The 22136-nt window shown below is 67.7% G+C and carries 20 protein-coding genes; 2 read left to right on the top strand and 18 right to left on the bottom strand.

The features are described from left to right. Nucleotides 1-18: 18 nt before the first annotated feature. The 10 genes from E4M00_RS05845 to uvrA all read right to left on the bottom strand — a co-directional run bounded on the left by E4M00_RS05845 (nucleotide 19) and on the right by uvrA (nucleotide 11422). The gene (locus tag E4M00_RS05845) at nucleotides 19-384 is read right to left on the bottom strand and encodes an RNA polymerase-binding protein RbpA (RefSeq protein WP_055818294.1); all 366 of its coding nucleotides are present in this window, start codon (nucleotides 382-384) and stop codon (nucleotides 19-21) included. 36 nt (nucleotides 385-420) lie between these two features. After that, on the bottom strand, nucleotides 421-672 hold the full coding sequence (gene secG, locus E4M00_RS05840) for a preprotein translocase subunit SecG (RefSeq protein WP_056163160.1): 252 nt from the start codon (nucleotides 670-672) through the stop codon (nucleotides 421-423). A 108-nt stretch (nucleotides 673-780) separates the two neighbouring features. Continuing rightward, nucleotides 781-1569 (bottom strand): triose-phosphate isomerase, encoded by a 789-nt coding sequence (tpiA, locus tag E4M00_RS05835; RefSeq protein ID WP_055818290.1) that lies wholly within the window; start codon nucleotides 1567-1569, stop codon nucleotides 781-783. After that, on the bottom strand, nucleotides 1560-2774 hold the full coding sequence (locus tag E4M00_RS05830; RefSeq protein ID WP_135119512.1) for a phosphoglycerate kinase: 1215 nt from the start codon (nucleotides 2772-2774) through the stop codon (nucleotides 1560-1562). Before E4M00_RS05830 ends, tpiA begins: the two co-directional genes overlap by 10 nt. An 8-nt stretch (nucleotides 2775-2782) precedes the next feature. Continuing rightward, nucleotides 2783-3790, bottom strand: coding sequence for a type I glyceraldehyde-3-phosphate dehydrogenase (gap, locus tag E4M00_RS05825; RefSeq protein ID WP_056163172.1), 1008 nt, complete (start codon nucleotides 3788-3790; stop codon nucleotides 2783-2785). A gap of 94 nt (nucleotides 3791-3884) precedes the next feature. Beyond that, nucleotides 3885-4511: a superoxide dismutase gene (locus E4M00_RS05820; protein WP_055904615.1), complete on the bottom strand. Its 627-nt coding sequence runs from the start codon at nucleotides 4509-4511 to the stop codon at nucleotides 3885-3887. Between the two features lie 151 nt (nucleotides 4512-4662). Further along, a complete protein-coding gene (whiA, locus tag E4M00_RS05815; RefSeq protein WP_055818282.1) occupies nucleotides 4663-5640 on the bottom strand; it encodes a DNA-binding protein WhiA in 978 nt (325 codons plus the stop codon). Between the two features lie 53 nt (nucleotides 5641-5693). After that, nucleotides 5694-6566: an RNase adapter RapZ gene (gene rapZ, locus E4M00_RS05810; protein ID WP_135119511.1), complete on the bottom strand. Its 873-nt coding sequence runs from the start codon at nucleotides 6564-6566 to the stop codon at nucleotides 5694-5696. A 60-nt stretch (nucleotides 6567-6626) separates the two neighbouring features. Then, nucleotides 6627-8513, bottom strand: coding sequence for an excinuclease ABC subunit UvrC (gene uvrC, locus E4M00_RS05805; RefSeq protein ID WP_135119510.1), 1887 nt, complete (start codon nucleotides 8511-8513; stop codon nucleotides 6627-6629). A gap of 5 nt (nucleotides 8514-8518) precedes the next feature. Beyond that, nucleotides 8519-11422: an excinuclease ABC subunit UvrA gene (uvrA, locus tag E4M00_RS05800; protein WP_135119509.1), complete on the bottom strand. Its 2904-nt coding sequence runs from the start codon at nucleotides 11420-11422 to the stop codon at nucleotides 8519-8521. Between the two features lie 314 nt (nucleotides 11423-11736). Between uvrA and E4M00_RS05795 the strand changes: the two genes are divergently transcribed. Both E4M00_RS05795 and E4M00_RS05790 read left to right on the top strand, forming a co-directional pair. Beyond that, on the top strand, nucleotides 11737-11946 hold the full coding sequence (locus E4M00_RS05795) for a helix-turn-helix domain-containing protein (RefSeq protein ID WP_135119508.1): 210 nt from the start codon (nucleotides 11737-11739) through the stop codon (nucleotides 11944-11946). Continuing rightward, a complete protein-coding gene (locus E4M00_RS05790; RefSeq protein ID WP_135119507.1) occupies nucleotides 11939-12397 on the top strand; it encodes a Clp protease N-terminal domain-containing protein in 459 nt (152 codons plus the stop codon). Before E4M00_RS05795 ends, E4M00_RS05790 begins: the two co-directional genes overlap by 8 nt. A gap of 216 nt (nucleotides 12398-12613) precedes the next feature. Here E4M00_RS05790 and uvrB read toward each other — a convergent pair whose 3' ends face one another. From uvrB to E4M00_RS05750, 8 genes are all read right to left on the bottom strand, one after another. Continuing rightward, the gene (gene uvrB, locus E4M00_RS05785; RefSeq protein WP_056163198.1) at nucleotides 12614-14677 is read right to left on the bottom strand and encodes an excinuclease ABC subunit UvrB; all 2064 of its coding nucleotides are present in this window, start codon (nucleotides 14675-14677) and stop codon (nucleotides 12614-12616) included. 79 nt (nucleotides 14678-14756) lie between these two features. Continuing rightward, the gene (coaE, locus tag E4M00_RS05780; RefSeq protein ID WP_135119506.1) at nucleotides 14757-15371 is read right to left on the bottom strand and encodes a dephospho-CoA kinase; all 615 of its coding nucleotides are present in this window, start codon (nucleotides 15369-15371) and stop codon (nucleotides 14757-14759) included. Nucleotides 15372-15411: 40 nt separating this feature from the next. Then, the gene (locus tag E4M00_RS05775) at nucleotides 15412-16179 is read right to left on the bottom strand and encodes a class I SAM-dependent methyltransferase (RefSeq protein WP_135119505.1); all 768 of its coding nucleotides are present in this window, start codon (nucleotides 16177-16179) and stop codon (nucleotides 15412-15414) included. A gap of 10 nt (nucleotides 16180-16189) precedes the next feature. Then, complete coding sequence (locus E4M00_RS05770) at nucleotides 16190-17044, bottom strand: hypothetical protein (RefSeq protein WP_135119504.1); 855 nt, start codon at nucleotides 17042-17044, stop codon at nucleotides 16190-16192. Between the two features lie 199 nt (nucleotides 17045-17243). After that, a complete protein-coding gene (rpsA, locus tag E4M00_RS05765; RefSeq protein WP_056163212.1) occupies nucleotides 17244-18692 on the bottom strand; it encodes a 30S ribosomal protein S1 in 1449 nt (482 codons plus the stop codon). 109 nt (nucleotides 18693-18801) lie between these two features. Further along, nucleotides 18802-19797: an epimerase gene (locus E4M00_RS05760; protein ID WP_193555548.1), complete on the bottom strand. Its 996-nt coding sequence runs from the start codon at nucleotides 19795-19797 to the stop codon at nucleotides 18802-18804. Continuing rightward, nucleotides 19797-20450: a DUF4166 domain-containing protein gene (locus E4M00_RS05755; protein ID WP_135119502.1), complete on the bottom strand. Its 654-nt coding sequence runs from the start codon at nucleotides 20448-20450 to the stop codon at nucleotides 19797-19799. The genes E4M00_RS05760 and E4M00_RS05755 overlap by 1 nt, the downstream gene beginning before the upstream one ends. Before the next feature lie 2 nt (nucleotides 20451-20452). Then, the gene (locus E4M00_RS05750; RefSeq protein WP_135119501.1) at nucleotides 20453-22129 is read right to left on the bottom strand and encodes a DUF885 domain-containing protein; all 1677 of its coding nucleotides are present in this window, start codon (nucleotides 22127-22129) and stop codon (nucleotides 20453-20455) included. Nucleotides 22130-22136: the final 7 nt, after the last annotated feature.

Genomic DNA, 22136 nt, shown 5'->3' with positions numbered 1-22136 from the left:
CACATGTCAGTGCTGGAGCTACTCGGCGGCAGCCGTGCCGCGACGCACGCGCAGCTGCTGCAGCGCCTCGTCGAGCAACTGCTCGGCCTCCTCCTCGGTGCGACGTTCCTTCACGTACGCGAGGTGGGTCTTGTAGGGCTCCATCTTGGCGACGAGAGGAGGGTTCTCCTTGTCGCGGCCGGCGGGAAGGCCGGAGGACGGGGAGTCGATCGTCTCGGGGATCTCCTCCGCCGGGAGATTCGCGGCGAAGTGCCGCACGGTCTCGTTGCCGAGGGCGTCCCAGTACGACACGGCCACGCGCTCGGCGTGGAAGCCGCGGTCCTGTTCGCCCATGGGACCCGCGCCGACGCGAGAGCCGCGGATCGCGCTACCACCTGATGCCATTGTGTGTCCTTAGATCCGTGAAGAGGGTGGTGGCGCTCAGGCGCCGGTTTCGAACTTCGTGATGAGACCGAGGACGACGATCGCCGAGATCCACACCAGGCCGAGGATGACCGTGATGCGGTTCAGGTTGCGCTCCGCCACCCCGGATGCTCCGAGGTTCGAGGTCACGCCGCCGCCGAACATGTCGGAGAGACCGCCACCGCGACCCTTGTGCAGCAGGATGAGCAGGGTGAGCAGGAGGCTCGTCAGGCCCAGGATGACCTGGAGTACGACCTGGAGGATGTCCACGGAAAACCTTTCGAAGATCGGCGCGACGAAGCGCCGGAAGAACTCAGGCCAGTATAACGGCACGCGGCGGGCGGCCCGGGAACCCGGACCGCCCGCCGCGCACGATCGTTACAGGCCGACGTGCTGCTTGAACCGCGCGATGCTGGCGAACTCGTCGAGGTCGAGGCTCGCGCCTCCGACGAGGGCGCCGTCGACGTTCGGCTCGCGCATGAAGCCGGCGATGTTCGCCGCCTTCACCGATCCGCCGTAGAGGATGCGGGTCTTCGCTGCGACGTCGTCTCCGAGGAGCTCGACCAGCACAGCTCGCAGTGCTGCCGCGACCTGCTCGGCCTGGTCGGGCGTCGCCGCCTGGCCGGAGCCGATGGCCCAGACCGGCTCGTATGCCACGACGATGTCGGCAGCGCTCGTGACGCCGGCGAGGGCTGCACGCAGCTGGGCGACGGGCACGGCACTGGGGCCGTGGGTCTCGAGGTCTTCGGCGGTCTCGCCGACGCAGATGATCGGGACCAGGCTGTGGCGGAGAGCCGCCTGCACCTTCGCTGCGACGACCTCATCGGTCTCGTTGTGCAGCGTGCGTCGTTCGGAGTGACCGATGATGACGTAGCTGCACTCGAGCTTCGCGAGGAAGGCACCGGAGATCTCACCGGTGTAGGCACCGGAGTCGTGGGCCGACAGGTCCTGGGCGCCGAAGGCGATCGGGAGCTTGTCGCTGGCCACGAGGGTCTGCACGCTGCGCAGGTCGGTGAACGGGGGGAAGACCGCGACCTCGACGCCGGCGAAGTCGTGCTTGGCGTCGTCGAGGCTCCACGCGAGCTTCTGCACGAACGCGATCGCCTGCAGGTGATCGAGGTTGAGCTTCCAGTTGCCCGCGATCAGCGGGGTGCGATTCAGTGCCATCCGAGTACCTCCAAGCCGGGGAGGTGCTTGCCCTCGAGGAACTCGAGGCTGGCGCCGCCTCCCGTGGAAACGTGTCCGAAGTCGTCATCCGCGAACCCGAGGGAGCGGATGGCGGCGGCGGAGTCGCCACCACCGACGACGCTGAGGCCGTCGACCTGGGTGAGTGCTTCTGCGACGGTGCGCGTTCCGGCCGCGAACGGCTCGAGCTCGAACACGCCCATGGGGCCGTTCCAGAACACCGTCTTCGACCCGCGGATGACCTCGGCGAAGTGAGCCGCCGTGTCAGGACCGATGTCGAGGCCGAGGCCGGAGGCACCGAACGGCGTCTCCTCGATGGCATCGGCAGCGGTCACGACGTGCTCGGCGTCTGCACCGAACTTCGAGGCGACCACGACATCCGTCGGCAGGACGATCTGCACACCGAGGCGCTCGGCCTCGGTGAGGTAGCCCTTGACCGTGTCGATCTGGTCGGCCTCGAGCAGGCTCGCGCCCACCTTGTGGCCCTGGGCCGCGAGGAAGGTGAAGAGCATGCCGCCGCCGATGAGCAGGGAGTCGACCCGCGGAAGCAGGTGACCGATCACGCCGAGCTTGTCTGAGACCTTGGAGCCGCCGAGAACGACCGCGTACGGCTTCTCGGGCGTGCGGGTGAGCTTCTCGAGAACGGTCAGTTCGGCCTCGATCAGCGTGCCTGCTGCGCTCGGCAGCAGTTCGGCGAGCTCGTAGACGCTCGCCTGCTTGCGGTGCACGACGCCGAATCCGTCTGAGACGAAGACGGAACCGAACGCGGCGAGCTTCTGGGCGAAGACGACCCGCTCGGCGGAGTCCTTCGCCGTCTCACCGGCGTTGAAGCGGAGGTTCTCGAGTACGGCGATCTGGCCGTCCTCGAGGGCGTCGACGACGGATGCCGCCGACTCCCCCACGGTGTCCGTGGCGAAGGCCACCGGCCGGCCGAGCAGCTCGGAGAGCCGCTCGGCGACCGGCGCCAAGCTGTACTGCGCGTCGGGTGCACCGTCGGGACGACCGAGGTGGGAGATGACGACGACCTTCGCGCCCTGCTCGAGCAGGGTGGTCAGGGTCGGCACCGACGCCCGCACGCGGCCGTCATCCGTGATCTTTCCGTCCTTCAGGGGGACGTTCAGATCGCAACGGACGATGACACGCGTGCCGGCGAGCGGCCCGAGTTCCGAGATGGTGCGAAGCGACACGCCAGCCCTTACAGCTTCTCGGCGACGTACTCGGCGAGGTCGACGAGACGGTTGGAGTAGCCCCACTCGTTGTCGTACCAGGAGGCGACCTTGACCTGGTCGCCGATCACCTTGGTGAGTCCGGCGTCGAAGATCGAGGAGTGCGGGTCGCCGGCGATGTCGCTGGAGACGATCTCGTCCTCGGTGTACTTGAGGATGCCCTTGAGGGGACCCTCGGCCGCAGCCTTGTACGCCGCGTTGACCTCTTCGACCGTGACGGGACGCGAGGCGGTGACCGTGAGGTCGGTGATCGAACCGGTCGGAACCGGAACGCGCAGCGCGTAGCCGTCGAGCTTGCCGACGAGCTCGGGCAGGACGAGGCCGAGGGCCTTGGCCGCACCGGTCGACGTGGGGATGATGTTGAGCGCTGCGGCGCGGGCACGGCGGAGGTCGCTGTGCGGGCCGTCCTGCAGGTTCTGATCGGCGGTGTAGGCGTGGACCGTGGTCATGAGACCGCGCTCGATGCCGAACTCGTCGTTGAACACCTTGGCGAGCGGCGCGAGGCAGTTCGTCGTGCAGGATGCGTTCGAGATGATGTCGTGGACCGAGGCGTCGTAGGTGCCCTCGTTCACGCCGAGCACGATCGTCGCGACGTCGGAGCCCGTGGCGGGAGCCGACACGAGGACCTTCTTGGCGCCGGCGGTGATGTGCTTGCGCGCATCGTCCGACTTGGTGAAACGGCCGGTCGACTCGATGACGATGTCGACGCCCAGCTCGCCCCACGGGAGGTTGGCGGGGTCGCGCTCCTCGAAGACGCGGATGGACTTGCCGTTGACGATGATGTTCTCGTCGTCGTACTCGACGGTGGCGTCGAGGCGACCCGTGATCGAGTCGTACTTGAGCAGGTGGGCGAGCGTCTTGTTGTCGGTGAGGTCGTTCACCGCCACGAGCTCGAGGTTGCTTCCCTTGGCGAGGGCGGCGCGGAAGTAGTTACGGCCGATGCGGCCGAATCCGTTGATTCCGATCTTTACGGACACGAATGACTCCTGTTGCAGATGGCGCGAGATGCGCGTATTTGATGGTGAACAGAACCGGACGACGGTGTCCCGGGTCGCCGGGACGACCCATCCGCTATGACAGTAGCAGCAGGCCCGAGGTCTTCTCTCGCGCCGTCACGAAGCGCTGCTCGACGTTCGCCCAGTTCGCGATGTTCCAGAATGCCTTCACGTAATCGGCGCGCACGTTCTTGTAGTCGAGGTAGTAGGCGTGCTCCCAGACGTCGAGCATGAGCAGCGGAATCGTGCCGGCCGGGAAGTTGGCCTGCTGGTCGAAGAACTGCACGATGATGAGGCGCTGGCCGATGGAGTCCCAGGCGAGGACCGACCATCCGGAGCCCTGGACGCCGAGCGCCGTGGCGGTGAAGTGGGCCTGGAACTTGTCGAAGGAACCGAAGTTGTCGTCGATCGCCGCCGCGAGCTCACCCGTGGGCTTGTCGCCGCCGTCCGGCGAGAGGTTGGTCCAGAAGATCGAGTGGTTCACGTGACCGCCGAGGTTGAACGCGAGGTCCTTCTCGAGCTTGTTCACGTTCGCGAGGTTTCCGCTGTCGCGGGCCTCTGCGAGCTGCTGCAGGGCGGTGTTCGCGCCGGTCACGTAGGCCTGGTGGTGCTTCGAGTGGTGCAGCTCCATGATGGTGCCGCTGATGCTCGGCTCGAGGGCCGAGTAGTCGTAGGCGAGTTCCGGCAGCGTGTAGTCAGCCATGTGCGTTGTTCATCCTCCTAGTGGAGCCACGCGCGTCGCGCGTGGCGATCGAGGTGCCCGTGAGGGCGACTTTTCCAGTCTAGTGACGGCAACCATCGTGGTCCCCGAATGCTTCCCGGGGTTGACACATGCCGACGTCTGCGAGCGGAGATCAGTCGTCGAGATCGGCGGGCAGGTTGGCCTCGGTGTCGGGAATCCCGAGATCGACGGCCTTCTTGTCGGCCATGGCCAGGAGTCGACGGATGCGGCCGGCCACGGCGTCCTTCGTCATCGGCGGTTCGGCGTGGTGGCCGAGCTCGTCGAGGCTGGCGTCGCGGAAACGCAGGCGCAGGTCGCCGGCGTACTGCAGGTGGTCGGGTACGTCGTCGCCGAGGATCTCGAGGGCGCGCTCGACGCGCGAGCACGCCGCGACGGCCGCCTGGGCCGAGCGGCGCAGGTTGGCGTCATCGAAGTTGACCAGGCGGTTGGCCGTAGCGCGCACCTCGCGGCGCTGGCGCAGCTCCTCCCAGTTGCGCACCGTGTCGGTGGCGCCCATGGCGACGAGCATCGAGCTGATCGCCTCGCCGTCGCGGATGACGACGCGGTGCACTCCGCGCACCTCGCGGGCCTTGGCCGGGATGCCGAGGCGGCCGGCGGCGCCGACGAGGGCCATGGCCGCCTCGTTGCCGGGGCAGGTGACCTCGAGGGCGGCTGAGCGACCGGGATCGGTCAGGCTCCCGCTGGCAAGGAACGCGCCGCGCCACACGGCCGAGATCTCCTCGCGGGATCCGGTGGTCAGGCGGTTCGGGAGACCGCGGATGGGACGACGCCGGGCGTCGAGCAGACCGGTCTGCCTGGCGAGGGTCTCACCGCCGTCGAGCACGCGCACGAGATAGTGGCTGGTACGGCGCAGGCCCGTGGCCGCGACGACGGAGACGTCGCTGCGCACCCCGTAGAGCTCGGCGAGGTCCTTGCGCACCCGGCGCGCGATGAGCGCGGAGTCGAGCTCGGACTCGACGGCGATGCGGCTCGAGATGAGGTGCAGGCCGCCGGAGAAGCGCAGGACCGTCGCCAGTTCTGCGGCACGCACCGTGGTGCGGTTGATCTCGGTGCGTGCGAGTTCCTCTTTGACGTCGGCTGTGAGAGCCAATCGATGTTCCATTCTGTTGCGTTCTGTCGTCGTACGTCGGGTTCGAGCCGAAGCTACTCGCGACCGAGGTCGCGGTTCTTCACGCTCACGCCGATCCCGGGGATCTGCTCCAGCTCGTGGGCGAGTTCTCTGGCGAGGGCGACCGAGCGGTGCTTGCCGCCCGTGCACCCGATGGCGATGGTCGCGTGGCGCTTGTTCTCGCGGCGATAGCCGGCGAGTACGGGCTCCAGCGCTGCGGCGTACCGCTGGATGAATTCGCGTGCGCCCGGCTGGCCGAGCACGAATTCCTTGACCGGAGCGTCGAGGCCGGTCTGCGCCCGCAGTTCCGGCACCCAGAAGGGGTTCGGCAGGAAGCGGGCATCGGCGACGTGGTCGGCATCCGCCGGCACCCCGTACTTGAAACCGAAACTCACGATGGTGACCCGCACCTCGGCGGCGCCCTCCTCGGCGAAGAGGTCGGTCACCGTCATGGCGAGCTGGTGGATGTTCAGCTCAGAGGTGTCGATGACGATGTCGCTGGCCTCGCGGATGGAACCGAGGCGCGCACGCTCCTCCGAGATGCCGTCGAGCAGCGTGCCGTCGGCCTGCAGGGGGTGCGGCCGGCGGACGGACTCGAAGCGCCGCACGAGGGCGGCATCCGTCGCATCGAGGAACACCACTCGGAGTTCCGTTCCCCCGCGCAGCACGCTGATCATCTCGCTGATCTCGTCGAAGAAGTCCCGACCGCGGATGTCGACGACGGCCGCGATCTTCGGGAGCCCGGATGACGCCCGCTCGACCAACTCGACCAGCGGACGCAGCATCTGCGGGGGCAGGTTGTCGACCACGTACCAGCCGAGATCCTCCAGCGCGTCGGCGGCGGTGGATCGGCCGGCGCCGGACATCCCCGTGATGATGAGGACTTCCTTCTGCTCGACGTCCGTCATGGCTTCGAATGCGCCTTCGTTCTAGGGGTGGGAGGTTACAGCCTATCGACCCGCGGACGCTCAGGCGTCGAGATGGGCGCGAATGGCCCCTGCAAGGGTCGCTCCGATGCCGGACACCTCGGCGATCTCCTCGGGTGTCGCGAGCTTCAGACGGGCCACGGATCCGAAGTGCCGTAGAAGTTCGCGCACGCGTGCCGGCCCCAGACCCGGCACCTCGCCGAGCACCGACGCGATGTCGCGCTTGCGCCTCGTGCGCTGGTGGGTGATGGCGAATCGGTGCGCCTCGTCGCGGATGCGCTGGAACAGGAACAGGGCCTCGCTGTTGCGCGGGAGGATGACCGGGAAGTCGGAGTCGGGCAGCCAGATCTCCTCGAGCCGCTTCGCGATGCCGCAGAGCTGGATGCCGGTGACGCCGGACTCCCGCAGCGCACGCTCCGCAGCAGCGACCTGCGGCTGGCCGCCGTCGACGATGAGCAGGTTGGGGCTGTAGCTGAACTTGCGCCGCTTCGCCGGCTCGACGACGCCGTCGGCGGTGACGACCTCGATGGGGTCTGGCTCGGCCTCGGGATCGGTGAGGTAGGCCAACCGGCGCGTCAGTACGCGGTGGATCGAGTCGGTGTCGTCGGTGGTCTCGGGGATGTTGAACCGGCGGTACTCGTCTTTGCGCGGCAGGCCGTCCTCGAAGACGACCATCGAGGCCACGACGTTGGTTCCGCTCAGGTGGGACACGTCGTAGCACTCCATGCGGAGCGGCGCGTCGGCCATTCCGAGGGCCTCCTGGATGTCCTCCAGGGCCTTCGAGCGGGACGTGAAGTCGGCGCTGCGACGCGTCTTGTAGAGCATGAGCGCGTGACCGGCGTTCTGGTTCGCGGTCTCGAGGAGAGCGGCCTTGTCGCCCCGCTGGGCGGCTCGCAACCGCACCTTCGTCGGGCTGCGGTCCTCGAGCCAGCTCTCGAGCGCCGGTGCGTCTTCAGGCAGCTCGGGCACCACGATCTCGCGAGGCGGCGTGAGCCCCTCTGCGTAGACCTGCGGAACGATCGAGTCGACCAGCTCGGCCATCGACATGTCGAGTTCCTTGTCGACGACCCACCCGCGCACACCGCGGATGCGACCGCCGCGCACGACGAAGAGCTGCACAGCCGCGGCCAGCTCATCGTGCACGATGCCGAACAGATCGATGTCGACGGAGTCGCGGAGGACGACGGCGCTCTTCTCGAGCACGGCCTCGAGGGCGACGACCTGGTCGCGACGGCGTGCGGCGAGCTCGTAGTTCTGCTCCTCGGATGCCGCCTTCATCTCCTGCGTGAGCTCTGCGACCATGCGGCGGTCCTGGTTGGCCATGAAGGAGACGAACCTCTTGACGGCCTCGCGATGCTCCTCGATGGTGACCTTGCCCGAGCACGGCCCGAAGCAGCGGCCGATCTGGCCGGCGAAGCACGGCTTGCCCGACTGCATGGCCCGCTTGTAGTCCGAGTCCTTGCAGGTGCGGATGGGGAACGCCTTGATCATCAGCTCGATGACCTCGTCGACGGCCCACTTCTTCGGATACGGCCCGAAGTAGCGCGCCCCTCGGATCTTGGTGTTGCGGGTGACCAGCACCCGCGGCGCCTCCTCGCCGAGGGTCACCGCCATGTAGGGATAGGACTTGTCGTCCTTGAACATGACGTTGAACGGCGGATCGAACTCCTTGATCCAGGTGAACTCGAGCTGGAGCGCCTCCACCTCGTTGCCGACGACGGTCCACTCGACGCCCGCGGCCGTCGTGACCATGCGGCGGGTGCGTTCGTGCAGGGTGTGCAGCGGCGCGAAGTAGTTGCTGAGACGCGCCCGGAGGTTCTTCGCCTTGCCGACGTAGAGCACCCGGCCGGTGGCGTCACGGAAGCGGTAGACGCCCGGTTGCGTGGGGATCTCCCCCGCCTTCGGTCGGTACGACAGGACGTTCGCCATGGGCCTCAGCCCGCGACTCGGGCGATGACGCCGTGGTTCTCCGCATCCGCTTCGAGCACCTCGCGCAGGAACTGGCCCGTGTGGCTCTTCTTGCTGCGTGAGACGGCCTCGGGCGTACCCGTGGCGATGATCTGGCCACCGCCTGATCCGCCCTCGGGTCCGATGTCGATGACCCAGTCGCTCGACTTGATGACGTCGAGGTTGTGCTCGATCACGATCACGGTGTTGCCTTTGTCGACGAGCCCGTTCAGCACGATGAGGAGCTTGCGCACGTCCTCGAAGTGCAGGCCCGTGGTCGGCTCGTCGAGGACGTAGACGCTGCGCCCGTTGGACCTGCGCTGCAGCTCCGTCGCCAGCTTCACGCGCTGGGCCTCTCCGCCCGAGAGCGTCGTGGCGCTCTGACCGAGCGTGACGTAGCCGAGGCCCACGTCGACGAGGGTCTTGAGGTATCGGTGGATGGCACTGATCGGCTCGAAGAACTCGGCTGCCTCGCTGATCGGCATCTCGAGCACCTCGGAGATGTTCTTGCCCTTGTAGTGCACCTGCAGGGTCTCGCGGTTGTAGCGCGAGCCGCCGCAGACCTCGCACGCGACATAGACGTCGGGCAGGAAGTTCATCTCGATCTTGATGGTGCCGTCGCCGGAGCAGGCCTCGCAGCGGCCGCCCTTGACGTTGAAGCTGAACCGGCCGGGCAGATAACCACGGGCCTTCGCCTCGTTGGTCTCGGCGAACAGGTTGCGGATGCGGTCGAAGACGCCGGTGTAGGTCGCCGGGTTCGAGCGCGGAGTGCGGCCGATCGGAGCCTGGTCGACGTGCACGACCTTGTCGAGGTGGTCGAGGCCGGTGACGCGCGTGTGCTTGCCCGGGAGCTTGCGAGCCCCGTTGAGCTTGTTGGCGAGCACGCGGTAGAGCACGTCGTTGACGAGCGACGACTTGCCCGAGCCGCTCACGCCCGTGACGGCCGTGAAGGTGCCGAGCGGGAAGTCGACGGTGACCTTGCGCAGGTTGTTCACCTCGGCGCCCACGACGGAGATCATGCGCTCCTTGTCGATCTTGCGCCGGGTGTGCGGAGTGATGATCTCCTTGCGGCGGGACAGGTAGTCGCCGGTGAGCGAGCGCTGGTTCGCGAGCAGGTCGTCGTAGGACCCCGAGTGCACGACCTTGCCGCCGTTGACGCCGGCGCCGGGTCCGATGTCGACGATCCAGTCGGCGGTGCGGATGGTGTCCTCGTCGTGCTCGACGACGATGAGCGTGTTGCCGAGGTCGCGCAGGGCGAGGAGCGTCTCGATGAGGCGGCGGTTGTCGCGCTGGTGCAGGCCGATGCTGGGCTCGTCGAGCACGTAGAGCACGCCGGTGAGTCCGGAACCGATCTGGGTGGCCAGACGGATGCGCTGGGCCTCGCCGCCCGACAGCGTAGCCGCGGCGCGAGAGAGGTTGAGGTAGGTGAGCCCGACCCTGATGAGGAAGTCGAGGCGCACCTTGATCTCGCGCAGCACCTGCGCGGCGATGGTCTGCTCACGGTCGGTGAGCACCATCTGGTCCATGAAGCCGCGAGCGTCGGTGAGGCTGAGCTCGGCGACGTCGGCGATGCTCGAGCCGTGGATGAGCACCGAGAGGACCTCGGGCTTCAGCCTCTTGCCGTCGCAGACAGGGCACGGCACCTCACGCAGGTACTCCGACCAACGCGCACGCTGGACGTCGGTCTCCGCCTGCAGGTACTGGCGCTCGATGTAGGGCACGACGCCCTCGAAGCCCGAGGTGTAGCTCATCTCGCGGCCGTAGCGGTTGCGCCACTTGACGCGCACCTCGAAGTTCTCGCCGCGCAACACGGCGTTGCGTGCGTTCGCGGGCAGCTCGCTCCACGGGGTCTTCAGCGAGAACTTCAGGTCTCGGGACAGGCCCTCGAGCAGCTTCTCGTAGTAGTTGTAGAGGCTCTTGCCCTGCGAGGTCCACGGCAGGATGACGCCCTCGGCGATGCTGAGTTCGTGGTCGCCGAGCAGGAGGTCCTCGTCGACGGACATGCGGGTGCCGAGGCCGGAGCACTCGGGGCAGGCGCCGAACGGGGCGTTGAACGAGAAGGTGCGCGGCTCGATCTCGGTGAGCTGGATCGGGTGGTTGTTCGGGCACGACAGCTTCTCGGAGAAGTTCTGCCAGGCGTCGGGACCCGTCGCGTCGACATAGTTGATGCTGACGAGGCCGTCGGTCAGCCGCAGGGCGGTCTCGAGCGAGTCGGTGAGACGCCCGAGGATCTCCGGGCCGGCGACGAGGCGGTCGATGACGACGGAGATGTCGTGCTTGACCTGCTTCTTGAGCACCGGGGGCTCGCTCAGCTGGATGGTCTCGCCGTCGACGATGGCACGGGAGTAGCCGGATGCCGCCAACTCCTTGAACAGGTCGACGAACTCGCCCTTCTTCTGCGAGACGACGGGGCTCACCACCTGGTAGCGGATGCCGGCATCGAGCTCCATCAGCTGGTCGGCGATCTGCTGCACGGTCTGGCGCTGGATGGTCTCACCGCAGATGGGACAGTGGGCGACGCCGATGCGTGCCCAGAGCAGGCGCATGTAGTCGTAGATCTCGGTGATCGTGCCGACGGTGGAGCGCGGGTTGCGGTTCGTCGACTTCTGGTCGATCGAGACGGCGGGGCTCAGGCCCTCGATGAAATCGACGTCGGGGCGGTCGACCTGGCCGAGGAACTGACGGGCGTAGGCCGACAGCGACTCGACGTAGCGACGCTGGCCCTCGGCGAAGATGGTGTCGAACGCGAGCGACGACTTTCCGGAGCCCGAGAGACCGGTGAAGACGACGAGGGAATCACGCGGAATGTCGAGGTCGACGTTCTGGAGATTGTGCACGCGGGCACCGCGAACGCTCAGTTGGGAGTGGTTTTCGACCTTTGACACAGACACCCTGAAAGTCTACGAGGCCCCACTGACACTCTTCCCCGAGCGGCACGTGCCCACAGCGAACGGAGCCCCCGAGCGTGGTGGGGCGGCTCTGCCGAAGTCCCGCCCAAGGATGCCCACCGAACCCCGGACTTCGACAGAGCCGCCCCACCACTGACGTGGTGCAGGGTCGTGTCGAGGGCGGGATCCTCGAGGTCCGCCCAAGGATGCCCACCGAACCCCGACCTCGACGATCCCGCCCTCGACACTCATGTGTTCCGTGGAACGTCATGTCAGTTTCAGTTGACAAAGGCGATCTGTCAGTTCAGACTGACGGCATGGACAAGGAAGAGAAGACCGAGGCGGTGGACCCGGCGACCGGTCTGCGGGCTGTGCTGGCACTGCACAGGCTCGCCGAGCGCGTCGAAGCCACCCACGTGGCCGCAGCACGCGCAGCCGGATGGTCATGGGAGCAGATCGGCGACGCTCTCGGCGTCACCCGCCAGTCCGTGCACACCAAGTACGCGAAGGAGGAACGTCATGTTTGAGCGATTCGCAGTGGAGGCGAGGAACACCGTGGTGCGGTCCGTCGAGGTCGCCGGCCGTCGCGGCGACCGACGACTCGGAACCGAGCATCTGCTCCTGGCCGCCCTCGCCGACGACGGGATCGCGTCGGCGCTGGGCGTCGACGCGGCAACCGCCGAGACTGCGGCCGATGCCGCGGATCGAGAGGCGCTCGCGCAGATCGGCGTCGATGTCGCCGCCTACGGGCCGCTGGTCCACGCCGTCGGAACTCCGCGGCCCCGCCTCACCGCCGGAGGCAAGGTCGTGATGAAGCGGACGCTCGAGTACGCGGTCGTGGAACGGTCGAGGCGGATCGAGCTCAGCCACCTCGTGCTGGCCCTCCTCGAGCGGCCCGCGCCCGACCCGGCCGCCGCGCTGCTCTCCAGGCTCGGCGTCGACGCGACCAGGGCCCGCTCGGCCCTCCAGCGCGGCTGACGGCGTAGGCGCCAGTCGCGGCGAGAGCGGCACTTCAGCTCTCCTCGGTTCCACATCCCCCTCGCCCCACTCGCCCCCACTCGCTCGCGAAGCGAGCGGTGGGGCGGCTCTGCCGAAGTCCGGGGTTCGGTGGGCATCCTTGGGCGGGACTTCGGCAGAGCCGCCCCACCGCGACCCGCCCCACAACGACCTCGCCAGAAGAACCTCAGGGCGAGATCAGATGTGGCCGGCCTTCTCCATCTGGCGCAACTCGCGCTTCAGGTCGGAGAGCTCATCGCGGAGCCGCCCGGCGAGCTCGAACTTGAGCTCCCCGGCAGCCTCGAGCATCTGCGAGTTGAGGTCGGCGATGAGGTCCTCGAGCTGATTCGCCCCGGCGGCGGCGATGCCCTCGCGCCGCAGGTTGGGCGTCGGCGCCTTCTTGCGGGCATCACGGCCACGAAGCAGCTCCGCCGTGTCCGCCTCCTCGCGCTGGAGCACGTCGGTGATGTCGGCGATGCGCTTGCGCAGTGGAGTCGGGTCGATGCCGTTGAGGGTGTTGTACTCGACCTGCCGCTCGCGTCGGCGGGTGGTCTCCTCGATGGCCTTCGCCATGGAGTCCGTCATCACGTCGGCGTACATGTGCACCTCGCCGGAGACGTTGCGGGCGGCGCGACCGATGGTCTGGATAAGCGAGGTCGACGACCTGAGGAAGCCCTCCTTGTCGGCATCCAGGATCGCCACCAGGGACACCTCGGGGAGGTCGAGCCCTTCACGCAGCAGGTTGATTCCGACGAGCACGTCGTAGACGCCGGCCCGGAGTTCGGTCAGCAGCTCGACGCGACGAAGCGTGTCGACATCCGAGTGCAGATAACGGACCCGCACCCCGGCCTCGGTGAGGAAGTCGGTGAGCTCCTCCGCCATCTTCTTGGTCAGTGTCGTGACCAGGATGCGCTCGTCCTTGGCCGCACGCAGGCGGATCTCCTCGAGCAGGTCGTCGATCTGGCCCTTGGACGGCTTCACGACGATCTGCGGGTCGACGAGACCTGTCGGACGGATGATCTGCTCGACGACGCCGTCGGCGATGCCCATCTCGTAGCGGCCGGGGGTGGCCGAGAGGTAGACGGTCTGGCCGACGCGTTCCTTGAACTCGTTCCACTTGAGCGGCCTGTTGTCGAGGGCGCTCGGCAGGCGGAAGCCGTGCTCGACCAGGGTGCGCTTGCGCGAGGAGTCGCCCTCGTACATGGCGCCGATCTGCGGAACCGTCACGTGCGACTCGTCGATGACGACCAGGAAGTCGTCGGGGAAGTAGTCGAGCAGGCAGTGCGGGGCCTCCCCCGGCGCGCGTGCGTCGATGTGCCGCGAGTAGTTCTCGATGCCGGAGCAGAAGCCGATCTGCTCCATCATCTCGAGGTCGAAGGACGTGCGCATGCGCAGGCGCTGGGCCTCGAGCAGCTTGCCCTCCCGCTCGAGCTCGATGAGTCGCTCGTGCAGTTCGGTCTGGATCGTGCCGATGGCTCGCTGCATGACATCCGTCGACGCCACGTAGTGGGATCCGGGGAACACGGCGACAGCGTCGAGCTTGCGCACGATGTCGCCGGTGAGCGGATGCAGGCTGTAGAGCGCCTCGATCTCGTCACCGAACATCTCGATGCGGATCGCCAGCTCCTCGTACATGGGGATGATCTCGATGGTGTCGCCCCGCACCCTGAAGTTGCCGCGCGAGAAGTCGACGTCGTTGCGCTGGTACTGCATCGAGACGAACTTGCGGATGAGCCAGTCGCGGTCGACCCGCTGCCCCACCTGCAGCGCCATCATCGCGTTCATGTACTCGTCGGGCGTGCCGAGGCCGTAGATGCACGACACCGTGGAGACCACGATGACGTCGCGTCGGCTCAGCAGTGAGTTCGTGGTGGAGTGGCGCAGGCGCTCGACCTCGGCGTTGACCGACGAGTCCTTCTCGATGAAGGTGTCGGTCTGCGGAACGTAGGCCTCGGGCTGGTAGTAGTCGTAGTACGAGACGAAGTACTCGACGGCGTTGTTCGGCATGAGCTCGCGGAACTCGTTCGCGAGCTGCGCTGCCAGCGTCTTGTTGTGCGCGAGCACGAGAGTGGGTCGCTGCACCTGCTCGATGAGCCAGGCTGTCGTCGCCGACTTGCCGGTCCCCGTGGCGCCGAGCAGCACCACATCGGTCTCGCCCGCGTTGATACGGCCCGCCAGCTCGGCGATCGCCGTCGGCTGGTCGCCGCTCGGCGTGTACTCGCTGATAACCTCGAAAGGGCGCACGGAACGTGTCGGTTGCATGGTTTCAAGTCTAGGTTCGCCCACCGACACTTCGGCCGGGTGGGGTCCGCTGACGGCGGACAGGCGCCGCGGAAGCGGTCTAGCCCCGAGCGGCCAGCTCCTCGCGAATCCGTGCCCAGAGCGCGTCGGTCTGACTGACGGTGTGGCCCAGCGTGCCGTCGGTGTCGATCACGACGTCGGCGATCGAGAGGCGCTGGGTGTCGGACGCCTGCGCGTCGATTCGGGCCTGCGCGTGCTCCTCGGAGAAGCCGCGGATGTCGACGAGACGCTCCGCCCTGGTCTTCTTCGTGGCATGGGCCACGACGACGAGGTCGAACGGATGATCCAGCTCGGCCTCGACGAGCAGGGGAACGTCGTAGACCACGACCGCGTTGGGCCTCGCGGCGTCGGCTGCGGCGAACAGACGACCCGACAGCTCACGCACCAAGGGGTGCACGATGCCGTTCAGCCGATCGAGAGCCGCGGCGTCCGAGAACACCAGTTCGCTGAGAGCTTTCCGGTCAAGGGAGCCGTCTGGAGCGAGTACAGCGTCGCCGAAGGCCTCACGGATCTGGGCCAGCCCCTCGGTTCCGGGCTCGACGACCTTGCGTGCCAGTTGGTCGGCGTCGATGTGCACGGCACCGTGCTCCACGAGACGCCGTGCGATGGTCGATTTGCCTGAGGCGATTCCGCCTGTCAGTCCGATGAGGTACACAGTCGTGATCCTACTCGCTGGGCCGCTCGGCGACCCGGGGTCAGCATCCGGGAACCCACGGTTCGGCGATCCAGGCCTCGGTGACGTACGGCAGCAGGATCTCGGGCGCCCGGGTCTCGGGGTGGGAATCGAGAACGCTCTCGATCCGTTCCAGCATCGCCGAGCGCTCTTCCGCCGAGGCTGTGAGGTAGTAGCTGCGCGTCGTCGCGAGCTCGAGCAGGCCCTGGCGGGTGGTGCGGGACATCCACCGCTCCTCCCTCTTGGCCGTCAGCTCGAGCCCGGCGCCGAGCGTCGGGTGGAACGCTGTCGCCTCGTGCAACCCGCGGTGCATCGCGGCGGACAGCGCGTCGACCCACGGGATCGTGTCGTCGCGGGTGTTCCAGATCAGCGCCAGACGCCCGTCGGGTCGGAGGACGCGCAGCACCTCCCGCGTCGCGGCCTCAGGGTCGACCCAGTGCCAGGCCTGGGCCACTGTCACGAGATCGACCGAGTCGTCGGGCAGTGGGATCGCCTCGGCCGAGCCGACGAGAGTGCGCACGTGCGGCATCCGCTCGCCCAGGACCTCGAGCATCTCGGGCGAGGGATCGACGGCGGTGACGGATGCCGCGAGCTCGACGAGCCGCTCGGTGAGCTTGCCGGTCCCGGCGCCGAGATCCAGCACCTCGAGATCGCCCGGGGCATCGCCCGACGCCCCCTCGCCTCCGCCGATCAGCCAGCGGACGGTCTCGAGTGGATAGGAGGGCCGATGCGCGTCGTAGCCGCCGGCGTTCTCGCCGAAGGACGCCGCGTGATGTGAGTCGCGAACCATGCCGCACAGCCTAGGTGCAGGCCGTCACGACCTGCGTCTCGCCGACCTTGGTCCCGGAGCTGGTCCAGCCGTCGCTTCCCGAGCCCGTGTACACGTTGCCGCTGCGCGTCACGGCCATGGTGCCACCGCCACGCGGCCCGGTGGCGAGCCACGAGCCCAGCGGCTTGGCGATGAGGTTCTGGTACGCGGTCGTCCCCCGGCCGTACTTCGCCGCGAGCACGGCATCCCAGTCGATGGTCGCGGTCCAGCCCACATAGAACTGGGAGTACCCCGTCACGGTTCCCCGGATGCATGCGTAGTCGAAGCCGTTGTAGCTGGTGATCTCGAACGACCCGACGGTGTAGGTGGACGAGCCGGCCGCAGCGACCGCCGGCGGCTTGCCTCCTGTGTAGATGCAGATGGAGACGTCCTGCGTCTGGCTTCCGGAGATCGAGTTCTGCCCGGTGATCGTGAGGATCCCGCTCGCGTTCGGTCCGGTGGTCGTCGCGGTGGGTTCGATCTGCGTGGGGGCAGCACCGTTGAAGGGCGCCTGCTTCGTGTCGATTCTCAGAACCCAGGGAACCGGAGTGCTCGACGTCGTGCCGACCTTCAGCCCGGAGGTGCAGAACTGCACCGGACTCGAGAGCTGCCAGTTCAGGGCGACGATGGTCGTCGGACCCGAGCCCGAGGTGATCGGGTTCCCGCTGGCGGGCGGAGTCGGCGTCGGGGTCGGGGTCGCCGACCAGGTCCCGGCCGAGACCCCGGCAGCCACCGGAGCTGTCGCGTTCCAGGCCGCATAGCTGGTTCCCACCACACCCGGAAGCGCGACGGCCGCCGCGATCACGCCGACCACGAGGGCGGCGGTGATGAGGATCCAGCGCTTCACACGAGGTCCTTCGATGGGCGTTCCGAGGCTGGTTCGCCTCGGTGGGGAGGATGGGACGAGTCACGCTAACACGGAGCGGATGCCTGCCGGCGGGCATCCGTCACCCCAAAGCAGGCCACACCCGAGGACTGCTCACCGGCCCGGAACGACGAAACGGCCGGGTCCCGAAGGACCCGGCCGCTCAATCCGTCAGACGGACCTAGTTGTTGCTCGAGAGCTTCTCGCGAAGCGCGGCGAGCGACTCGTCGTCAGCAAGCGTGCCGGCGGAAGCCGACTCGCTCGTGAACGAGGAACCTGCAGCGGCCGGAACCGGTGCGATCTCGTCGTTGGCCGTGGCGACCTGCTTCTTGTGAGCCTCCCAGCGAGCCTGGGCAGCTGCGTACTCCTGCTCCCACTTCTCGCGCTGGGTCTCGAAGCCCTCGCGCCAGTCGTTGGTCTCCGGGTCGAAGCCCTCGGGGTACTTGTAGTTGCCCTCGTCGTCGTACTCGGTGAGCATTCCGTAGAGCGCCGGGTCGAACTCGGTGCCCTCGGGGTCGACACCCTCGTTGGCCTGCTTGAGGCTCAGCGAGATGCGGCGACGCTCGAGGTCGATGTCGATGACCTTGACGAAGACCTCTTCGCCGACCGACACGACCTGCTCGGCGAGCTCGACGTGCTTGCCGGAGAGCTCGGAGATGTGCACGAGGCCCTCGATGCCGTCTGCGACGCGCACGAACGCACCGAACGGAACGAGCTTGGTGACCTTACCCGGAGCGACCTGACCGATCGCGTGGGTACGGGCGAACACCTGCCACGGGTCCTCCTGGGTGGCCTTGAGCGAGAGCGACACGCGCTCGCGCTCGAGGTCGACCTCAAGGATCTCGACGGTGACTTCCTGACCGACCTCGACGACCTCGCTGGCGTGCTCGATGTGCTTCCAGCTGAGCTCGGACACGTGGACGAGACCGTCGACGCCGCCGAGGTCGACGAACGCACCGAAGTTGACGATCGACGAGACGACGCCCTTGCGGACCTGGCCCTTGTGGAGGTTGTTCAGGAACGTGGTGCGGCTCTCGGACTGCGTCTGCTCGAGCAGGGCGCGGCGCGACAGGACCACGTTGTTGCGGTTCTTGTCGAGCTCGAGGATCTTGGCCTCGATCTCCTGGCCGAGGTACGGCGTGAGGTCGCGCACGCGGCGGAGCTCGATGAGCGAGGCCGGGAGGAATCCACGGAGTCCGATGTCGACGATGAGTCCACCCTTGACGACCTCGATGACCGAACCGGTGACAACACCGTCGGCCTCCTTGATCTTCTCGACGTCGCCCCATGCACGCTCGTACTGAGCACGCTTCTTCGACAGGATGAGCCGGCCTTCCTTGTCCTCCTTCTGGAGAACGAGGGCCTCGACGGTGTCGCCGACGTTGACGACCTCGGAGGGGTCGACATCGTGCTTGATGGAAAGCTCGCGCGAGGGGATGACACCCTCGGTCTTGTAGCCGACGTCGAGGAGAACCTCGTCGCGGTCGATCTTCACGACGGTGCCCTCGATGAGGTCTCCATCATTGAAGAACTTCAGTGTCTTCTCGACCGCGGCAAGAAAGTCTTCGGCTGAGCCGATGTCGTTGATGGCGACCTGCTTTGTTGCCTTCTCGGTCGTTGCGGTTGTCATGTAGTAGTTGCTCCAGTACGGACAGGATCAGGCCGCTCGCAGGGATCGTGCAGAGAATGGTTTTCCGCGAGAGGCGTGCGGATAGATGTCACAAATGTGACGTTCCAGACTACCTGTTTCGAGGGACCGATCGCAAACCCTCTCCTGCGGCCCGCTCCGGCTGCAGGATGTCGCGGAGCGCTGGCTCGAGATCGGGCCAGATGAAGGGGTATCCGGCGTCGCTCAGCCGTTCCGGCACCACCCATCGGCTCTTGAGCACGAGCTCGGTCTCCGTGCGAATCACGGCGGACCCGACCTCCAGCATCCAGCGCCGAGCGGGCAGGGCGAGGCGCACGCCGAGCACGCGCCGGAGGGTCGCCATGAACGTGCGGTTGTCCGACGGATGCGGGGAGCTGGCGTTCACGATCCCGTCGATGTCCGGACGCTCGACCAGGAAGTCGATGATGCCTGCGACGTCGTCGATGTGGATCCAGCTGAACTTCTGTGCTCCGGCCCGGGCGCGGAACTCGTGCTGCGTCCCGTTCCGGCGCCGCGCCCGGGTGGCGAACCAGCGCCCGTCGACCTGAGGCCCGCCGAGGCCGAACCTCGCCAGCCTCACGAGCGGCGGCATGACGCTCCCGTCCCCGAGCACGATGGCCATCCGCAGTGCGACCCGGCGGGTGCCTGGCAGGTCGTCGGCGAACAGTTCGGCCTCCCACGCCTTCGCGACGGCGACGGAGAATCCCGAGCCGAGCTCGCCCGCGCTCTCCGTCATCGGGCGGTCCTCGGCGTGCCGGTAGATGGTCGCCGTCGACGAGTTGACCCAGAGCGACGGAGGCGAGCTCGTCGCCGCGATCGCGCGGCGCAGCTCGGCCGTGGTCTCGAGACGCGAGCGGAAGATCTCCGCGCGGTTCGCATCCGTGTACCGGCAGTTGACGCTCTTGCCCGCGAGGTTGACGAGCAGCTCGGAGCCGTCGAGCAGTGCGGCGATGCCTGCGGTGTCGCCCCACCGTGCATCGGCGCCGGAGCGCCCGATGGTGTGCACCTGCCACCCGGCAGCCTCGTAGCGCGCGATCAGGACACGTCCGATGAAGCCCGATGCTCCGGCGATGACGACTCTCCGCATCACTTCTTCCCCTCGGTTGGTGCGATCCGGGTCGCAGCTGTGGTGATGGCGTACGCGAACGATCCCGAGTACTCGTACACCCGCCCGACGACGAGCAGGTCGATGGTCAGCGCCACGTGCTGTCGCCCGCTGGTATCGTCGAAGCGCTCGACCAGGGTCACTCGCGGCGCAAGCAGTCCGGGAAGCTCGATACGCAGCGGCCCGATCCGCAGGCCCACCCGGGTCGAGTCGAGGACCAGTGCGCCGTCGACGGCGGTGGCCCGGAACGCAGCCCGCACGACTCGCCCGCGGCGGCCGTGGCCGAGCTCGTCGACCAGCCCGATGGGGGTCATCGACACCCTGTCGGCCATCGTGCGCTCGCCACCGTCGAGGTCGAAGACCCTGCGGGCGACTACGGCACCATCGGGAGTGCCGCGATTCTCGACGGTGAACGACACGTCGCGCTGCCAGACCGGGAACACCACCCCGGAGCGGGCGAGCACGGTGAGCGCAGGCCAGGTCCACCGTCGCGGGGTGCCGACGACGTCGAACACCCCGCTGCCGCGCCCGACCGAGCCCACCGGCACGGCCGCGAAATAGGCGCGGAGACGCGGATGCAGCCCCGCCACCGCGTCGCCGAGCGCGCGCTCGTAGGGAGAGAGGGGATGCCCCACGCTCAGCCGAGCAGGCTGGAGCGGAGGGTGTCGAGGCCGACGCCACCCAGGTCGAGGGCGCGACGGTGGAACTCCTTGATCGAGAACGCCGACCCCTCACGCGCGGCGGCGTCGTCGCGCAGCTGCTCCCAGATGCGCTGGCCCACCTTGTACGACGGAGCCTGGCCCGGCCAACCGAGGTAGCGGTTGACCTCGAAGCGGATGAACTCATCGCTCATGTTGACGTTGGCGCGCATGAACTCGAGCGCGTACTCCGCCGTCCACGGGCCGTTGCCGTCGGGACGCTGCTTCTCGAGGTGCACGCCGATGTCGAGCACGACGCGAGCGGCCCGCATCCGCTGGCCATCGAGCATGCCGAGGCGGTCTGCGGGGTCGTCGAGGTAGCCGAGCTGCTCCATGAGTCGCTCGGCGTAGAGCGCCCACCCTTCGGCATGGCCGGAGGTGCCCGCCAGCTGCCGGCGCCAGGTGTTGAGCTTCGCGCGGTTGTAGACGGCCTGCCCGATCTGCAGGTGATGGCCGGGAACACCCTCGTGGTAGACCGTGGTGAGCTCGCGCCAGGTGTCGAACTCGGTGACGCCGACGGGCACGGACCACCACATGCGGCCGGGGCGGGAGAAGTCGTCGGTCGGCCCCGTGTAGTAGATGCCGCCCTCCTGTGTGGGGGCGATCATGCACTCGAGGGTGCGGATCTCCTCGGGGATGTCGAAGTGCGTGGCGCCGAGCTCGGCGACGGCGCGGTCGCTGGTCTCCTGCATCCAGCGCTGGAGGGCATCCGTGCCGTGCAGCTTGCGACTGGCATCGCCGTCGAGGAATTCGATCGCCTCCTGGACGGATGCCCCGGGCTTGATCTCGCGCGCGATCGCCTCCTGCTCGGCCACCATGCGGGCGAGCTCCTCGATGCCCCATTCGTAGGTCTCGTCGAGGTCGATGGTGGCGCCGAGGAAGTGACGGGACTGCAGGGCGTAGATGTCGCGGCCGACGGCGTCACGGTCGGTGGCTGCGGGCTCGAGCTCGTTGGCGAGGAACTCGGCGAGTTCGCCGTAGGCGGTGGACGACGCTCCGGCGCAGGCGGCGAGCTGCTTGGCGAGGGAGGCGGGGAGGTCGCCGTCGGCGAGTTCCGCATCGGCGACGAAGCTGGAGAAGAAACCGTCGTTCGCGGCGAGCTTGCGCGCCTGGGTCAGCACTTCGCGCACCTGACGCTTCGCTGGCGTGACGCCTTCCCGGATGCCCTGGCGCAGGGTCTCGATGTACCCGTCGAGAGCCGCAGGCAGGGCGCCGAGGCGCTTGTCGATCGTCTCCCAGTCCTCCACGGTGTCCGTCGGCATGAGATCGAAGGCGTCACGCAGGTCTTGCACGGGGCTGGCGATCACGTTCAGGTCGCGGAGGTGCAGGCGGGCATCGTGGCTCTCGATGGCCAGTCGCAGCTCGCTCGACAGGTCGGCCTGGGTGACGGTGTCGATGTCATCGACGGGCGCAGCCGATTCCAGTGCGGAGAGCACCTCGCGACCGGCGTCGACGACGGTGTCGCGGCCGGCCGGAGACAGGTCGGCGAAGCGATCGTTGACCTCGGTGCGTCCGATGTAGGTACCGAGGGTCGGCTCGAGCACCACGAGGGTGTCGACCCAGTCCTCGGCGATGCGGTCGATGGCAGTGGGGGTACGCGGGGTATCAGCCGTCATTCTTCGA

Source organism: Orlajensenia leifsoniae, assembly GCF_004570845.1.
Taxonomy (GTDB): domain Bacteria; phylum Actinomycetota; class Actinomycetes; order Actinomycetales; family Microbacteriaceae; genus Orlajensenia; species Orlajensenia leifsoniae.
Note: the sequence above shows the minus strand (reverse complement) of the source record. Positions and strands in the feature narration are given on the sequence as shown.

Excerpts from the sequence above, each read along its gene's own strand:
- E4M00_RS05760 (WP_193555548.1), bottom strand. The coding sequence starts at position 19,797 with ATGCGGAGAGTCGTCATCGCCGGAGCATCGGGCTTCATCGGACGTGTC.
- uvrB (WP_056163198.1), bottom strand. The coding sequence starts at position 14,677 with ATGCAACCGACACGTTCCGTGCGCCCTTTCGAGGTTATCAGCGAGTAC.
- uvrC (WP_135119510.1), bottom strand. The coding sequence starts at position 8,513 with ATGGCGAACGTCCTGTCGTACCGACCGAAGGCGGGGGAGATCCCCACG.
- E4M00_RS05775 (WP_135119505.1), bottom strand. The coding sequence starts at position 16,179 with ATGGTTCGCGACTCACATCACGCGGCGTCCTTCGGCGAGAACGCCGGC.
- E4M00_RS05750 (WP_135119501.1), bottom strand. The coding sequence starts at position 22,129 with ATGACGGCTGATACCCCGCGTACCCCCACTGCCATCGACCGCATCGCC.
- E4M00_RS05790 (WP_135119507.1), top strand. The coding sequence starts at position 11,939 with ATGTTTGAGCGATTCGCAGTGGAGGCGAGGAACACCGTGGTGCGGTCC.
- E4M00_RS05845 (WP_055818294.1), bottom strand. The coding sequence starts at position 384 with ATGGCATCAGGTGGTAGCGCGATCCGCGGCTCTCGCGTCGGCGCGGGT.
- rpsA (WP_056163212.1), bottom strand. The coding sequence starts at position 18,692 with ATGACAACCGCAACGACCGAGAAGGCAACAAAGCAGGTCGCCATCAAC.
- E4M00_RS05795 (WP_135119508.1), top strand. The coding sequence starts at position 11,737 with ATGGACAAGGAAGAGAAGACCGAGGCGGTGGACCCGGCGACCGGTCTG.
- rapZ (WP_135119511.1), bottom strand. The coding sequence starts at position 6,566 with ATGACGGACGTCGAGCAGAAGGAAGTCCTCATCATCACGGGGATGTCC.
- tpiA (WP_055818290.1), bottom strand. The coding sequence starts at position 1,569 with ATGGCACTGAATCGCACCCCGCTGATCGCGGGCAACTGGAAGCTCAAC.
- E4M00_RS05820 (WP_055904615.1), bottom strand. The coding sequence starts at position 4,511 with ATGGCTGACTACACGCTGCCGGAACTCGCCTACGACTACTCGGCCCTC.